This window comes from Paenibacillus sp. FSL A5-0031, assembly GCF_001956295.1.
Taxonomy (GTDB): Bacteria; Bacillota; Bacilli; order Paenibacillales; family Paenibacillaceae; genus Pristimantibacillus.
On record NZ_MRTD01000003.1, the window covers coordinates 138856 to 155629 of the forward strand.

Here is a 16774-nt window from a genome sequence, read left to right on the forward strand (position 1 = left end):
AACATTTGCAACATTTGTATATTGAGAGTGTAGCCAATACAAGTTCGATAGGGAGGAAATAAGAATGAACAGAAAGAAACCGTTTATCGTCACGATGCTAGCTGCGATTATGCTGGTAGGCTTGATCGCCGGTTGTGGCAACAACAGCAATAATGGGGGCAACAAACCAGCAAACGGAAATGCAACAAACAAGCCAACAGAGAATGCAGCAACGGAAGCACCACCGGAAGCGAACAAGAAGCTGGTTGTAGGATTCGCGCAAATCGGTGCGGAAAGCGGCTGGCGTGATGCTGAGACCGATTCGGTTAAAGCGACATTTAGCGAAGATCCGAACTTCGAGCTGAAATTCTCTGACGCACAGCAAAAGCAAGAAAACCAAATTAAAGCGATCCGTACGTTTATCGCCCAAAAAGTAGATGCCATTGGACTTGCGCCAGTCGTAGAATCAGGCTGGGAAACGGTATTAAAGGAAGCTAAAGATGCGAATATTCCAGTGTTTTTGCTAGACCGCGGCATTACAAAAGGCAATGAGGACTTGTATGTATCGTTTATCGGTTCCGACTTTATTCTCGAGGGTCAAAACGCAGCAAAATGGATGATCGATGAGTTTGGCGCTGGCGCTCAAGTCAACATCGTTCAATTGGAAGGCACAGTAGGTGCAAGCGCAGCGAATGACCGTAAAAAAGGATTCGAGGATGCGATTGCTGGTGAAGCCGGCTACAAAATCGTTTATTCCCAAACAGGCGATTTCACTCGCGCCAAAGGCAAAGAGGTCATGGAAGCTTATTTGAAAAAGGATAAAAACATCCAAGTTGTCTACGCACATAATGACGATATGGCGCTAGGCGCGATTCAAGCGATTGAAGAAGCGGGCTTAAAGCCAGGTAAAGATATTAAAATTATCGGCGTTGACGGCATTAAAGCAGCTTTTGAAGCGATTGCAGAAGGTAAAATGAATGTTACTGTAGAATGTAATCCATTGCTGGGACCACAGCTGAAGCAAGCGATTCTCGATTACAAAGCTGGCACTACGCTCGAAAAATGGATTAAATCGGATGAGGACGTTTATTTCGGCCAAAAAGCAATCGATGCGCTGCCAAATCGCAAATATTAATCGTTATGGCAATTGAAGATAGGTAAATTACGAGACTGCAGAAGAGAAAAATCTCTTATGCAGTTTCGTTTTTCGCATTTCAAAGGAAATGATCACTATTTGATGAGGACGGATTGAATGTTTATGCTAAGCGGTTTATTTGCGAATCGTAGTATCCGTTTCAAGCTTTTATTTTATTTCGTCATCATTACTTTATTTTCAATCGCTGCGCTCAGCATTCTGGGCAGCACCTTATACAAAAATGCAATTGAAGAGGAAACGAATGCACATACGGTGCAAATGATGGATCAGGTAAAAAACCACATTGAAGTATACATAAAAGAAATGGATAACATTATTTATTATTTGTCGCAGGACGCGTCGGTCATCGAATTTATGAGAAGATCGAATAACGAATCAGGGCAGTTGAAGCTGCTGGATTCTAAGGTGAGGAAACTTCAGAGGGTCTATATAGAGAAGCATGTAGAAATTGCTGGAGCAATGATTGTGAGCCGCAACAACCAATTCGCAAGCAGCGGCTTAGAGCCGATTACGAGAGATTTCATGACGGAAGAGCAGTGGTACAAGAAGGCAGCTCTTCAGCCGGAGCATATTCATTTGTTCAGCCATCCGATTGGGAGAAATATTAGAGCAGAGCAAAATTTAAGCGCCGATCAGGTGCTGTCGTTCGTGCGGGCCGTAAAGGACCCGTTGACCGGCCAAGTGCTTGGCGTTATTTTGATCGATATGAAATTAGACATTATTCAGGCGATCGTAGAATCGGTATCGCTAGGGAAAAGCGGCTTTATTTTTATTATGGATGAGAATGGCGGTGTCGTGTATTCGCCGGTCAATCCGATTGTGTACCGCATTTCGGGCGATTGGATGGAGGGGCGCTCTGGCAAAGTCATTCGCCAAGTCAATGAGCTTGAATACCAGATGATCTATAATACCTTTCCAGAGTTTGATTGGCGAATCGTCGGCGTGTTTCCGCTTAAGGAGTCGCTTCAAGTCGTTGCGGACATTCAATTTTATACCGTTATTATTGCGCTTGTCACGCTGCTGCTTGCCTTTATGGCATCCTGGTATTTCACGAATGCGATCGTTCGTCCCGTTGGGAAGCTGCGCAGTTTAATGAAGAAGGTAGAAGAAGGCGAGCTTCATCTGCGCTTTCCTAGTAAAACGAAAGATGAGATCGGACAGCTGGGCAATAGCTTTAACCATATGGTGCAGGAAATTGACAATTTAATTCATCTTGTATATTTGGAGCAAAGAGAGAAACGCGAGGCCGAGCTGAAAATATTGCAAGCGCAAATTAAACCTCATTTCCTCTATAACACGCTGGATACGATTCAGTGGATGGCACAGGACCGGGATGCCGATGATATCGTCGATATCGTAGTTGCCTTAACTCATCTCTTCCGAATCAGCCTTAGCAAAGGTCGGGAGGTTATTCCGCTTAGCGACGAGATTCAGCATGTGGAGAGCTATTTAATTATTCAAATGGCCAGATATGAGGATAAGTTATCCTTTGAGATCGACATTCCGCAGGAGCTGCAGACGCAAAGCGTACTCAAAATCATTTTGCAGCCGCTCGTCGAGAATGCAATTTATCATGGCATCAAAGAAAAGCTGGCTAAAGGCACGATTCGTATACATGGCTCTGCAGAAGACAATAAGCTGGTTCTTGTTGTTGAAGATGACGGTGTCGGGTTTGAAGCGGAGCGGCTGATTCAGATGAATGAATCGTTTCATGCTATCCGGCAAAGCAGCGAGGATCGAGGTTATGGATTGTACAATGTGAATGAACGAATCAAGCTGTCATATGGCTCTGGTTATGGTCTTACCATTGAGAGCGAGCGGGGACAAGGCTCCAAAATCGTGGTAAAGCTACCGTTAATAGTTGGATAACTCGAAATGGCTGGGGGTATGGAGATGTGGAAGCTGCTTATAGCGGATGATGAGCCGAAGATCCGCAGGGGATTAGCCAAGGTGCTTCCTTGGGAGGAGCTTGGCATAGAACTGGTAGGCGAAGCCGAGAACGGCTTGCAAGCGCTTGAGCTCGCGGAAGAGCGTAAGCCCGATATTTTGTTTGTTGATATTTGCATGCCATTTGTAGACGGGCTGGAGTTCATTGAGCGGCTGCGGCAAACGCTGGAACGCAGCATTGTCATCGTTATTTCAGGACATGATGAGTTTCGTTACGCGCAGCAGGCGGTAAAGCTGCATGTATTCGAATACATGCTCAAGCCTGTAATGAAAAGCAAGCTGGAGACTGTTGTACGCAAAGCGATAAGCGAGCTTGAGCAGAAACGAGACAAGGAGCAAAAGCTGGAATGGATGGATCAGCAGCTCAAAACCAATTCCGTCGCGATTCGGGATACGTTTTTGTTGAAATGGCTGGAAGGCATTATTGCGCCTGAGGAAATTCATAATCAGACCGCCTTCCTAAGACTGGGTTGGGTAGATGCTGTCGGCATGATCGCCTTTAAGGTGATTCAAAACGTGGAATCCGGCAAGGCGATGCGCGTGTGGGACCGCGACCTTCTGGAGTTTGCTTTGAAAAACATTACAGAGGATCTGCTTGCTGGCAATGGAGCTGGCAATCATGTCGTGCTTAACGATAAGAAAGGTCAAATCATCGTCATGGGCTGTTTAGACAGCTATAACGAATGGCTTAAGTTAGGACAGAAAATTCAAGATAAAATGGAAGCACTTCTTGAAAAAACGATTATTTTTGAGCAGCAGGCAGTGGAGAGTACCGAAGAGCTTCCGAAGCTGTACCGTACGTTGTCAAGAGAGCTTAGCAGCAAAGGCAGCTTGTCTCCGATCGTTATTTTGACGAAAAAGTTTATTGATCGTAATTTCTACATGCCTTCGCTGACGCTTGGCGATGTCGCTGAAGGTGTACAGGTGAGTCCTACTTATTTAAGCAAGCAGCTGAAGCGGGAGCTTGGGCTTTCTTTTATCGATTATTTGACGGAGGTTCGAATTCGGAAAGCGATTCAATTGATGAGCGATCCCTTGTTCAAAGTGTATGAAATTGCGGAGAAGGTAGGGTACAGCAGCCAGCATTATTTCAGCAGCGCCTTTAAGAAGGTGACTGGAACCTCGCCGATGGTCTATAAGAAAGGGATACGTTCATGATTGGAAGAAAGGCAGCAGGTTTTCTTATCCTTTGCTTGATTTTTGTCGCTTTGGTAGTATGGACGCGGGCGTGCGTAATGAACGAGAAGGTAACGAAAAATGACAGCGGATACAATTATTTGATCGGAGTGTCCCAGCCCAATTTGAGCGAGCCTTGGCGCGTGGCCATGAATGAGGAAATTCAGCAGGAGGTCAGCAGGCACTCGGATATGCGCGTTATCTTCACCGATGCCGCGCAAAGCAGCGAGCAGCAGGCGAAGGATGTGAAGAAGCTGGTTGGATATGGCGTCGATCTGCTCATCATATCGCTTGATGATCCAGTAGCTCTCACACAAACAGTAAGCTCCGTTTACGAGAATATCCCTGTTATCGTGCTCGGAAGAGGCGTGACAGGATATGATTATACGCTATACGTAGGTACGGACGATGAAATGATCGGCAGAAAAGCAGGCGAATTTGCAATGGAAACGCTGGGGGAGTTGGGCGGTAAAATAATTGAAATGCAAGGGCTGGCCGGTTCTCCGACCGTTGAAGAACGCAGCAATGGGTTCCGAGAAGCGATTCATAATTCCAAGCTTAGCATCGTGCAGACGATGAATGCGGATTGGCAGCGCGACCTTGCGGAGGATCTGCTAACGGATTGGTTAAAAGATCAACCCGAGGTTGACTTAATCTTTGCCCATAATGAAGCTATGGCATTAGGCGCATACCGAGCAGTACAGAAGCTTGATAGGAATGATATTAATATTATCGGTATCGATGGCGTCAATTCTGAAAACGGCAGCCTGCAGCTCGTTTCGGAGAACAAGCTGACAGGCACTTTTACAAGCCCCCCTGGCGGCAAGGAAGCGATCCGTTATGCGGTCGATATATTGAATAAAGAAAAGGGAATTCCCAAAAAGGTTATTTTGCGCAGTCAGAAAATAACGAATCAACTAGAGGGGAAGGGCGAGCCGCGCGTTACGCATTCACCAGCGCCTACGCTCCAAGAGGCACAATCTCCAATTGTATTAGGTTTTGCGCAGGTGGGTACGGAAAGCGGCTGGCGAATCGCGAATACAAAGTCGGTGATTAATGCGGCAAAGGAGGCAGGCGTGGAGCTGCTTTATGAGAATGCGGAGCAGTCGCAGGATAAACAAATTGAACTGATTCGGCAGTTTATAAACAAAAAGGTGGATGTGATCGCCTTCTCACCGAAGACGGAGACCGGCTGGGAAGAGGTATTGAAGGAAGCGAAGGAGGCAGGAATTCCAGTCATATTGTCTGATCGTGAAGTGAACGTAAGCGATGATACGCTGTGGACAGCTTACATCGGTTCAGATTTTCGCGAGGAAGGCAGAAGGGCGGCAAGATGGTTGATGCAAGAGGCAGAGGAAGGACAAAGCTATCAATTCGTCGAGCTGCAAGGAACCGCACACTCTGCTCCAGCAGTTGGGCGAATGCAGGGGTTCAAGGAGGTTATCCAAACCGATCAAAACTTCACTTTGCTTGAATCATTACAAGGCGACTTTACGAAGAAGAAGGGCAAAGAGCTGATGGCGGCGGCGCTGAAACGTCATGGCTCTGCGATAAACGTCGTTTATTCCCATAATGATGATATGGCTTTAGGCGCTATTGAGGCCATAGAGGATTTTGGCTTGCGGCCGGGTAAGGACATTACGATTATCTCTGTTGATGCAACAAAGTCAGCTCTTAAAGCTTTAAGTATCGGAAAGCTTAACTTTGCAGTTGAATGCAACGCGCTGCTTGGTCCTCAGCTCATGAAGGCTGTTAAGGATTTGTCGGAGGGCAAGGAGCTTCCGATGAAGATTATTACGGCTGAAGGTGTTTTTACGCAGGAATCTGCCAAAATGGCGCTGGCAAGCCGTGAATATTAATAGAAGGAGAGTGCTGTTAAAGTTGACAAGGTATGCCATACAAGAGCAGAATAAAAATATTACACTACGAAATGAGGCATAGCCCATGTCAAACCTTATTGATAGAGTGAAAAAGCTAGCAGCAGGTTTTGATGAAGAAACGTTGCGAGCGATTGAAATAAACCCTTTGCTAGTCGAAGCGGGTGCCCTTCAAGCGGTAGCTCCTTATATAAAGGAAAAGCAGTATAGTCAGGTAGTTATCGCTGCGGATGCGATTACATACAACATTGCCGGTAAACTTCTAGAGGAAGCCATTGCCGCGCAAGGTATTTCTGTTCATGTGACGATCATAAAGGCGGACCGTCAAGGCGATGTCATTGCGGATGAAGCATCGATCGTGCAGCTCTTATTGGATATTCAACTGCGCAAAGCACAGGTAGTCATTGCAGCAGGCTCAGGAACGATACATGATATTTCTCGTTATGCCGCTTATACAACGGGCATTCCCTTTGTATCCGTTCCGACTGCGCCATCTGTTGACGGCTTCAATTCCAAAGGAGCGCCGATTATTATTCGCGGCGAGAAGAAGACGATCGCGGCCATTGGCCCCGATGCGATATTTGCTGATTTGGAAATCCTCACAGCGGCGCCAGCAGTCATGGTAGCTGCTGGCTTTGGCGATATGCTGGGAAAATATACATCGTTATTTGATTGGAGCTTTGGCGTAGCTGAAGGTGGTGAGCCCTATTCAGAAGAGGTTGCTGAAATTACGCGTATTGCACTTAACAAATGTGTAGAGAATGCCTCGTTAATTGCAACCCGTGACCAGCAAGGCATTCGCATACTTATTGAAGCGCTTATTGAGTCCGGCCTTGCCATGCTCTTATTCGGTCAATCTCATTCGGCGTCTGGATCAGAGCATCATTTGTCGCATTTCTGGGAAATGGAATATATTCGCCTTGGCAAAAGACAGCTGCTGCATGGTGCAAAGGTTGGCGTAGCCTGCGCGGAAATTTCCAAGCTTTATCACCAGCTTGCTGCTGAAGAGGAGGGTCTAGCTTTTACAGCTAATCCTGAGAAGGTACGGGAGGCTATTGCCGCACTTCCGGATGAAGCCCAAATCAGAGCGTGGCTAAAGCAGGTTGGCGGACCGACCACGACGGAGGAGCTCGGCGTTGATAAGGAGCTGCTCACGGCAAGCTTGCAGAAAGCGCATCTCGTTAGGCCAAACAGATATACGTTACTAAGGGTTTATAATTCCATTTAAGCAAAAAACGGCTCCATCCTTTGAAACAAGGATGGAGCCGTTATTAATTTGAAGTGATTTAATTTAGAAGTTGAAATTATCTGGATCTGGGCCAAAACGGTGATCTTGGTTAAGCGCACTGATTTGAGCCATTTCCTCAGACGTTAGCGTGAAATCGAAAATATTTCCATTTTCTTTAATGCGAGCCGGAGTAATCGATTTCGGTATCGTAACGATCTCGTTTTGCAGATCCCAACGAAGCACCACTTGAGCAGGCGATTTGCCGTATTTGGCAGCAATATCAGCGAGCACGCTTTGATCCAGGTTTCCTTGCATAAGCGGGCTCCAAGCCATTAGCTGAATGCTGCGGCTCTTGGCAAAAGCGTGAAGCTCCGTTTGTGTAAGAAGCGGGTGGTATTCCACTTGATTGACCATAGGAACAAATTCACCTGCTGTAATGACATCCTGTAGATGATGAATTTGGAAGTTGCTCACGCCAATAGCACGTACGTAACCGTCACGATACAGCTTTTCAAGCGCGCGCCAAGTTTCCAAGTACTTATCCTTTACAGGCCAGTGGATGAGCAATAGATCAACAACTTCAATGCCAAGTTTCCGTCTGCTGTCTTCAAAGGCAGTCAGCGTGGAATCGTAGCCTTGATGAGCATTCCAAATTTTTGTCGTTACAAAAATTTCGTCGCGCGCGATCCCGCTGTTGCGAATACCAGCGCCAACACCCTCTTCATTATTGTAAGCTGCTGCTGTATCGATGCTTCTATAACCAGCTTCAATCGCAGAGGCGACCGTTCTTTCCGCTTCGCCATCATCTTTCACTTTCCATACGCCAAGACCAAGCCAAGGCATTTTTACTCCGTTACTTAATGTGGTATGTGCTGTTAGGGCATGAGTCATTTATCGTAACCTCCAGTTAAAGTGATAATTCCAAAATAGCTTTAACATCTTGTTTTTCCAAACGCTTGAATGAACCAATCGTGCCATAACGTACAGCTTCCTCAGCCATGCGATCCAGTTTGTCGCTTCCGATCTCAAAGTCGGCAAGACGTGACTCAGCGCCAATTTTCGTGAAGAAATCACGAGTGGCTTGAATGCCTTCAAGAGCGATTTCGTTGTCTGATTTGCCTTCAGGATTCACATTCCATACACGAGTTGCATATTGAACGAAACGATCCACCCGCTCTTCATAAACGTACTTCATCCAGTTCGGGAAAATAACAGCCAAGCCTGCGCCGTGCGGAATATCGTAAATGGCGCTCACTTCATGCTCAATGCCGTGCGAAGCCCAGTCATTGCTCATGCCAACGCTGATAAGACCGCCATTCAAAGCCATCGTACCACACCACATAAGGTTCGCGCGAGCAGCCGCATCCTCAGGGTTTTCAAGAGCTAGCTCAACATTCTCAATTACCGTTTGCAAAATGGATTCGCAGAAGCGCTCCTGCAGCGGTGTATTTGGCGTTAAGCTGAAATATTGCTCGAACACATGTGACATGATGTCTACAGCGCCGTTAACGGTATGATTGCGAGGAACCGTGTACGTAAGCGTAGGATCGAGAATCGAGAATGCCGGATACGTATGCGAGCTGCCAAAAGCACGCTTTAAGTTTTCTTCCCAGTTCGTAACGACCGAAGAACCGTTCATTTCCGAACCTGTTGCAGCCAGTGTCAAAATCGTACCAAGCGGAAGCGCTTTTTGAATAACAGCTTTGCCTGTGAAGAAATCCCATACATCGCCTTCATAAGGAACACCTGCAGCGATAGCTTTGGCTGCATCAATAACGCTGCCTCCGCCAACGGCTAGAATGAAATCAACGCCTTCAGCGCGGCAAATGTCGATCCCTTTTTTGACGGTAGTTAAACGCGGGTTTGGTTCAATATTAGGAAGCTCGTGCACTTTGATGCCAGCTTCTTGAAGAAGGCTTACGGTTTGATCGTACAAGCCTGTTTTTTTGACGCTGCCTGATCCGTAAACGAGCAGGACCGTTTTGCCGTATTTGGAGGTTAATTGGCCTACTTGCTTGGCTGTACCTTCACCAAACACAATATGAGTTGGATTAACGAATTGAAATGAGTTCATCTTAATTCCTCCTAAAACTATTTAGATAACTAAAAAGGTAACTAAATATCTTTTGAGTTATGTATACGCCGTTTATTTTAGTTAATTCTACTCCATAAGTCAAGGTGGAGCAGGGAAGTGTTGAAAGGATAACTTTTTAGTTATATAATGATTTGAAATTAGCTAGAGACAGGGGAAGCAGCAATGGAAATTGAAGTGAGCAGCCGCAATATGAAGTTTCTTGAATGCTTCTCATCACACACACGGGTCAAAATGATTGAATTGCTAGGCGTGCAGCCTATGAATATAAAAAGCTTATCCGAGGCGCTAGATATAAAGTCTCCTATCGTTACAAGACATATTCATATGCTGGAGGAAGCCGGCATTGTTCGCAGCGAAAGCGTGGCTGGCAAGCGCGGCATGCAAAAGATATGCCATCTCCAGCTGTCGCAGGCGATGCTGGTTTTTAAGAGTGAACCCGTCACGGACGAAACGAAGCGTTACTCGGTTTCACTGCCTGTGGGACATTATTCATCGTACCAAATTAAACCAACCTGCGGACTGGCATCCGATACTCAAATGATTGGGATGTGCGATGATCCGCGTTATTTTGCCGATCCAGAGCATGTCCATGCCAAAGTCTTATGGTTCGGTTCAGGATTTGTGGAATACCGTATACCCAATTATATGGTGAATAACGAAATGCCAGAGTCGCTCGAAATTGCGATGGAGATTTGTTCGGACACGCCTTGCAGCGTCAACCACCTGCCATCGGATATTGCTTTTACGATTAACGGTGTCGGTGTTGGAACGTGGACGTATCCAGGCGATTTTGGAAGCTCACGAGGGTTGTATACTCCCGAGTGGTGGCATAAAAATATTCAGTATGGCTTTATGAAAACGATCCGCGTTAACCAGCAAGGCTCGTATATTGATGGCATTAAAGTATCTGATGTTACGATTGGCGAGCTAATGCTCGCTTATGATAAAGAAATTTTATTCCGCATCTCATCCAGCACAACGACGAGAAATTGCGGCGGCGTTACGCTGTTTGGCAAAGGATTCGGCAATTATAACCAAGATATTGAAGTGACGCTGCGCTGCCAGTAAGGAATGCTGCGCAGTGTATATAATGAAGAGATGCCCCTTTAGGTTTTTACGACCTTGAGGGGCATCTTTTTTTGTTAGTCTAATAAGTACATGCTTGCTGCCCGAAACTGTGGAAATAGCTTGTTTAGTCAAAAATAGATAAAGAAAACGACAGATATGCATCTTTGTTTGTTTTTGAAATAATCATATTCAAACATAAACAAATGTGTTATGATCGATTCAAACAAATACAAAACATCATTCGGAGGTATATCCATGGTACAAAGTTTGTGGGAAAACGAAAAAGCATCGCAGTTGGAAGGCGGATTAGCTGAGCTCGTATATCGCTCCAACATCATCGGTGCAGATCGCAGAGTTTGCAATTACGGCGGCGGCAATACGTCTAGCAAAACAATCGTAAAAGATTTCCGTGGTCGCGATGTTGAAGTGATGTATGTGAAGGGCAGCGGTTCGGATCTTGCTTCTATGAAAGCAGGCAATTTTACTGGACTGCGGATGGATGATATCCGTCCATTATTTGAACGTGCTGAAATGCCGGACGAAGAGATGGTTGCTTACCTTGTCAACTGCATGATCGATTCGAAGCACCCGCGTGCGTCGATTGAAACGCTATTGCATGCTTTTCTTCCATTCAAACATGTGGATCATACACATCCCGATTCTATTATTAGCTTGTGCTGTGCGGATAACGGAAAAGCGCTTGCGAAGGAAATTTTCGGCGACCGTTTTGTCTGGGTTCCTTATGTTCGTCCTGGCTTCAACCTCTCCAAAATGATTGCCGAAGGTGTTCTTGCCAATCCAAATGCCGAGCTGGTGCTGATGGAAAAGCACGGCCTTGTTACTTGGGGCGAGACTAGCGAGGAATGTTACGCGCAAACGATCAAAATCATTTCCGAGGCAGAGGCATTCATTGAATCTCGTTTTGACGAGGCTTCATTGTTTGGCGGCGTGAAATACGAGGTGCTCGAAGCTGATGTTCGCAAAAGCGTAGCTGCACAGGTTATGCCAACCATTCGCGGCGCAGTGAGCGATGCGAAGAAGATGATTTTGACATTTGACGATGAGGCGGATGTGCTTGCATTCGTAAGCGGGAATAATTCTCCGACATTATCGCAGGTCGGCGCTGCATGCCCGGATCATTTGGTGCATACGAAGGTTGTTCCATTGTTTATTGACTGGACGCCAAATGCAGAGGATATCGATGGTTTGAAGGCGAAACTATCAGAAGGAATCGCTGCATACAAAGAGCAATATAAAGCTTATTTTGAACGCAACAAAAATGAAGGCGACATCATGTTTGAAGCAGCGCCTCGCGTAATTCTAATTCCGGGAATCGGTATGATCAACACCGGCAAGAGCTGGGCGATGGCACAAGTGAGCGGAGCGCTATACCACCGTGCGATTGCCGTGATGCGCGGCGCAACAGCATTAGGTGATTTCGTATCGCTTAGCGAGAACGAGTCGTACAACGTGGAATACTGGCCATTAGAGCTTTACAAATTGTCGCTTGCTCCGGCTGAAACGGAATTTTCGCGTAAGGTTGCTTTCATTACAGGCGGCGCTGGCGGTATCGGAAGTGAAACAGCACGCCGTTTAGTATCAGAGGGTGCGCATGTTGTGCTTGCAGATCTTAATCTTGAAGGCGCGCAAAAGGTTGCCTCTGAAATTAATGAGAAATTTGGCGAATGCCGAGCAACAGCCGTGAAAATGGATGTGACGAGCGAAGAGCAGGTCAAAGCTGCTTATGCAGAGACAGCACTTGCTTACGGCGGCGTGGACATTATCGTGAACAACGCTGGTCTTGCGACTTCAAGCCCATTCGACGAGACATCGCTTAAGGAATGGAATTTGAATATGAATGTGCTCGGAACAGGTTATTTCCTGGTCGCTCGCGAAGCATTTAAATTAATGAAGCAGCAAAGCATTGGCGGCAACATGGTGTTCATCGGTTCGAAAAACTCTGTGTACGCGGGTAAAAATGCATCTGCTTATAGCTCGGCAAAAGCGCTTGAAGCTCATTTGGCACGCTGTATCGCAGCTGAGGGCGGCGAATTCGGCATTCGTGTAAATACGATTTTGCCGGATGCGATTTTGCAGGGGTCAGCAATTTGGAACGGCAGCTGGCGCAATGAACGTGCTGCGGCTTATGGCATTGAGCCGGATCAGCTGGAAGAATACTACCGCAAGCGCACGACGCTGCTCGTCAACATTTATCCGCGCGACATCGCAGAGGGCATTGCATTTTTTGCCTCCTCCAAAGCAGATAAAACGACAGGCTGTATGTTAACTATTGACGGCGGCGTACCTGCTGCATTCACCCGTTAGGAGGTTAGGCGATATGATCCAAGGGAGAGGCGAAAAATCTTGGTATATACCGGATGGTTATATACCGCCAGATAGCACGGGAACGCTAACCAGCCATGAATCGATATGCGTGCTGAATTGCTCCACCGAAGAGGCCATTATTCATATTACGATTTATTTTGAGGATCGCGAGCCGATGGAAGATATTCAAGTTGTTGTTCCCGGCAGACGAACAAACCATATACGCACCAGCTCATTAATGAAGGAAGGGGCGTCGATTCCAATCGGCGTTCCTTACGCCATTGAGGTGCAGAGCAATATTCCAATCATTGTACAATACAGCAGATTAGATTCGACGCAGGCAGAGAATACGTTGATGTCTACGATGGCTTTTCCAATCAAATAGGTTGAAAATATAAATGAGAGGGTGTTCCATAATGACTGATCGCGCTTATACGTTTTTTGAGGAGCAGCAGAAAGAAAGAGGCATTAATATAGATGAAGTGAAAGCTAGATTGAAAGCGCTCAAAATTGAGACGCCGTCATGGGGCTATGGGGATTCAGGCACGCGCTTTAAAGTGTTCCAGAAGGAAGGTGTGCCTCGCAATCCGTTTGAGAAGGTTGAAGATGCGGCGCAAGTGCATAAGCTGACGGGGATCGCTCCTTCAGTAGCTATTCATATCCCATGGGACAAGGTAGAAGATTACGGCAAGCTCAGAAGCCATGCAGAAAGTCTTGGACTTACCATCGGCGCAGTGAACCCGAACCTGTTCCAGGACGAGGATTACATGCTGGGCAGCGTAACCAATTCCGATGCGGCGATCCGCCGCAAAGCGACGAACCATTTGCTCGAGTGCGTCGATATTGCGAAAGAAACGGGCTCGAATGAATTCAGCTTGTGGTTTGCAGACGGTACGAACTATCCGGGCCAAGGCCATATCCGCAAGCGTAAAGCTTGGATGCAGGAAGCGCTAGCCGAAATGTACAGCGCTTTGACGCCTGACATGCGCTTGCTGATTGAATACAAATGTTTCGAGCCGGCGTTTTATCATACGGATCTTGCCGATTGGGGCATGGCTTACAACCTCGCGCAAAAGCTCGGACCGCAAGCGGAAGTGCTTGTCGATACAGGCCACCATCTGCCTGGCGCGAACATTGAGCATATCGTTGCTTACTTGCTAGACGAGAAACGCCTTGGCGGATTCCATTTTAACAGCCGTAAGTACGCAGATGATGATCTTATTGTCGGAACGGTAAACCCGTACGAGCTGTTCTTGATTTTCTATCAAATCTTGAGTGCGGCAGGCGATGCGGATGCTGCTGTTCGCGGCAATGCAGAGAGTATTACTTATATGATTGACCAGTCACATAATATCGAGCAAAAAATCCCTGCCATGCTGCGCTCCGTCCTGAACGTGCAAACCCAGCTGGCAAAGGCGCTGCTCATTAACCATGATGAAGTGAATGATGCTGCTGAACGCAATGATGTTCTTGGCGCTGAGGATGCTGTGCGCCGCGCATTTGAATTCGATGTTACACCGCTTTTGCACGCGATTCGCGAAGAGCAGGGCTTGCCGCATGATCCAATGAAAGCATACCTAAGCAGCAGCTATGGCAAAGACATATTGGCGAGAGGCAAGGGCGGTGCCAGCTGGTGACCATCCTTGCTTACGATCTCGGAGCAAGCAGCGGAAGAGCGCTGCTTGGCAGGCTGAATAATGGCAAGATCGAGGTAGAGGAGCTGCACCGGTTCTCCAATGATCCGGTGCAGGTCGGCGATCGACTGCACTGGGATATTTTGCGACTGCTTCATGAGTTAAAGCAAGCGCTGCTGCTAGTTAGGCATCGCGACATTACGCTGGACAGCCTTGCGATTGATTCTTGGGCCGTTGATTTTGGCTTGATTGGAAGCAATGGGGAGCTGCTTGGCAATCCTTATCATTATCGCGATCATCATACAGATGGCGTAATGAAGCAGGTAGTGGAGGAATTGACGGCAACGGGTATATTTGCGAAGACGGGTATTCAGTTTCTGCCGTTTAATACGATTTACCAGCTGGCTGCTTTGAAGAAGGCAGATTCACCGCTGCTGCGGGATGCCAAACATTTTCTAATGATTCCGGATTTGCTCCGTTATTTTTTGACGGGTGAGAAATATAATGAGTTTTCCAACGCAACGACAACGCAGCTGTATAACCCTGTTGCCGGCAGCTGGGACGAGGAACTTATTCGCTCGATTGGCATTTCGCCGGAACTGTTCGGTGAGGTTGTACAGCCAGGGGCGAAGGTTGGCAGCTTGCGAGCTTCCCTTTGCGAGGAGCTTGGCATTGAGTCCGTTCCTGTTTATGCAGCAGCGGAGCATGATACAGGCTCAGCGGTTGCCGCAGTGCCTGCACTTGAAAAGTCTTTTGCTTACTTAAGCTGCGGCACTTGGTCGCTTATGGGTACAGAAGTCGACGAGCCAGTCATTAATGAACTGTCGCAGCAGCTGAACTTTACGAACGAAGGCGGCGTTTATGGCACGTATCGTTTGCTGAAGAACATTATGGGACTGTGGATTTTGCAGGAATGCAGACGTTCATGGGAGCGGGCAGGAATTTCTTATACGTTCCCCGAATTAGTAAAGCTTGCCGAAGAAGCTAAGCCATTTGCTGCGTTTATTGATCCGGATGATCCGTTGTTTTTGCACCCGGGAGACATGCCTGCTAGAATAACGGAGTATTGTTTGCGCACAAGGCAGACGGCACCTACAGATACAGGAGCGATTGTTCGGTGTATTTTGGAGAGCTTAGCCTTGAAGTACCGAAATGTGCTAGAGTTAACAGAGCAATTGTCTGGTCAAGCGTTCAGCGGTTTGCATATGGTTGGCGGCGGCATTCAAAATACGCTGCTCTGCCAATGGACTGCAAATGCGATTGGCAAGCCCGTGTGGGCAGGACCCGTGGAAGGCAGTGCAATTGGCAACATGATCGTGCAGTGGATTGCAAGTGGTCAGCTTGCTGACATCTGGGAAGCGCGCAAAGTGATACGCGAGTCATTCCCAGTTGATGTGTATGAACCAGAGCAGAATGATGCTTGGGAGAGCGCATATCGTGCTTTTAAAGAAACAACAGGAATCGCTTAAGCAGCGAATACAAATATAAGTATGAAAGAGGTACGTTATGCTGGTCCATGAACGATACGATAAAATTGTACAGCTGGTAAATGAGAGAGGCAGCATCCGGGTTACGGAGCTGAGCGAGCTATGTCAGGTGACCGAGGAAACGATTCGGCGTGACCTTGACCGCTTGGAGCAAGCCGGACGTTTGCGCCGCTCCCATGGCGGTGCGGTTAGCGTAAAGGATCAGCAGCCGGAAATTCCGTATTTCGAGCGGGAGATTACGCATGCGGAGGAGAAAAAACGAATTGCTGTGGAAGCGATTAAGTTGATTCAGCCGAATGAGCGTATTTTGCTTGATGCGAGCTCGACGGCTTGGTATATGGCGGCAAGCATGCCGGATATGCCTCTAACGGTGCTAACCAACTCCATCAAAGTTGCGATGGAGCTGAGCAGCAAAGAGAAGATTGAAGTGATTTCGACGGGCGGCATTTTGGCTTCGCGTTCATTGTCCTATGTCGGTCCGTTAGCCGAGCGTTCTCTTGATGCATATCATGTGGATAAAGCATTTCTCTCCTGCAAAGGTGTCCATTTGGAGCGCGGCGTAAGCGAGTCGAACGAGCTGCAAGCACGCATCAAGCACAAAATGGTAGGTATGGCGGATCAAGTCATTCTAGTCGCCGACTCCAGCAAGTTCGGCGTTCAAGCGTTTACTCATGTGGCGGATTTAGATGATGTAGATGCAATTATTACGGATGAGCGGCTGCCAGCAGCGATCTTATCACAGCTTAGGGAAAAACAAATTTCCGTTACAACGGTGTAGAGCATAGATGGCGCTGGCTTCAGT

The 16774-nt window shown here is 47.2% G+C and carries 13 protein-coding genes; 11 read left to right on the forward strand and 2 right to left on the reverse strand.

What is annotated here, in order from left to right; genetic code table 11:
* Nucleotides 1-64: 64 nt before the first annotated feature.
* The 5 genes from BK120_RS06790 to BK120_RS06810 all read left to right on the forward strand — a co-directional run bounded on the left by BK120_RS06790 (nucleotide 65) and on the right by BK120_RS06810 (nucleotide 7363).
* Complete coding sequence (locus tag BK120_RS06790; protein WP_076266741.1) at nucleotides 65-1114, forward strand: ABC transporter substrate-binding protein; 1050 nt, start codon at nucleotides 65-67, stop codon at nucleotides 1112-1114.
* A 117-nt stretch (nucleotides 1115-1231) separates the two neighbouring features.
* Entirely contained in the window at nucleotides 1232-3004 is a 1773-nt protein-coding gene (locus BK120_RS06795) for a cache domain-containing sensor histidine kinase (RefSeq protein WP_076266742.1), read from the forward strand.
* A gap of 24 nt (nucleotides 3005-3028) precedes the next feature.
* A complete protein-coding gene (locus BK120_RS06800) occupies nucleotides 3029-4240 on the forward strand; it encodes a response regulator (protein ID WP_076266743.1) in 1212 nt (403 codons plus the stop codon).
* Nucleotides 4237-6117: a substrate-binding domain-containing protein gene (locus BK120_RS35890; RefSeq protein ID WP_076266744.1), complete on the forward strand. Its 1881-nt coding sequence runs from the start codon at nucleotides 4237-4239 to the stop codon at nucleotides 6115-6117. The genes BK120_RS06800 and BK120_RS35890 overlap by 4 nt, the downstream gene beginning before the upstream one ends.
* Before the next feature lie 85 nt (nucleotides 6118-6202).
* A complete protein-coding gene (locus tag BK120_RS06810) occupies nucleotides 6203-7363 on the forward strand; it encodes a sn-glycerol-1-phosphate dehydrogenase (RefSeq protein ID WP_076266745.1) in 1161 nt (386 codons plus the stop codon).
* Nucleotides 7364-7426: 63 nt separating this feature from the next.
* Here BK120_RS06810 and BK120_RS06815 read toward each other — a convergent pair whose 3' ends face one another.
* Both BK120_RS06815 and BK120_RS06820 read right to left on the reverse strand, forming a co-directional pair.
* Nucleotides 7427-8254, reverse strand: coding sequence for an aldo/keto reductase (locus BK120_RS06815; RefSeq protein ID WP_076266746.1), 828 nt, complete (start codon nucleotides 8252-8254; stop codon nucleotides 7427-7429).
* Between the two features lie 16 nt (nucleotides 8255-8270).
* Nucleotides 8271-9437, reverse strand: coding sequence for an iron-containing alcohol dehydrogenase (locus BK120_RS06820; protein WP_076266747.1), 1167 nt, complete (start codon nucleotides 9435-9437; stop codon nucleotides 8271-8273).
* A gap of 183 nt (nucleotides 9438-9620) precedes the next feature.
* Here BK120_RS06820 and BK120_RS06825 point away from each other — a divergent pair, with 183 nt between their 5' ends.
* The 6 genes from BK120_RS06825 to BK120_RS06850 all read left to right on the forward strand — a co-directional run bounded on the left by BK120_RS06825 (nucleotide 9621) and on the right by BK120_RS06850 (nucleotide 16750).
* The gene (locus tag BK120_RS06825; protein WP_076266748.1) at nucleotides 9621-10526 is read left to right on the forward strand and encodes an ArsR/SmtB family transcription factor; all 906 of its coding nucleotides are present in this window, start codon (nucleotides 9621-9623) and stop codon (nucleotides 10524-10526) included.
* A 255-nt stretch (nucleotides 10527-10781) separates the two neighbouring features.
* Complete coding sequence (locus tag BK120_RS06830) at nucleotides 10782-12851, forward strand: bifunctional aldolase/short-chain dehydrogenase (RefSeq protein ID WP_076266749.1); 2070 nt, start codon at nucleotides 10782-10784, stop codon at nucleotides 12849-12851.
* Between the two features lie 13 nt (nucleotides 12852-12864).
* The gene (locus tag BK120_RS06835; protein ID WP_076266750.1) at nucleotides 12865-13236 is read left to right on the forward strand and encodes a sensory rhodopsin transducer; all 372 of its coding nucleotides are present in this window, start codon (nucleotides 12865-12867) and stop codon (nucleotides 13234-13236) included.
* A 31-nt stretch (nucleotides 13237-13267) separates the two neighbouring features.
* A complete protein-coding gene (gene rhaI, locus BK120_RS06840) occupies nucleotides 13268-14488 on the forward strand; it encodes an L-rhamnose isomerase (protein WP_076266751.1) in 1221 nt (406 codons plus the stop codon).
* The gene (locus tag BK120_RS06845) at nucleotides 14485-15954 is read left to right on the forward strand and encodes a rhamnulokinase (RefSeq protein ID WP_076266752.1); all 1470 of its coding nucleotides are present in this window, start codon (nucleotides 14485-14487) and stop codon (nucleotides 15952-15954) included. The genes rhaI and BK120_RS06845 overlap by 4 nt, the downstream gene beginning before the upstream one ends.
* A gap of 37 nt (nucleotides 15955-15991) precedes the next feature.
* Nucleotides 15992-16750 carry a DeoR/GlpR family DNA-binding transcription regulator gene (locus BK120_RS06850; RefSeq protein WP_076266753.1) on the forward strand — a complete coding sequence of 253 codons (759 nt, stop codon included), beginning with the start codon at nucleotides 15992-15994 and terminating at the stop codon, nucleotides 16748-16750.
* Nucleotides 16751-16774: the final 24 nt, after the last annotated feature.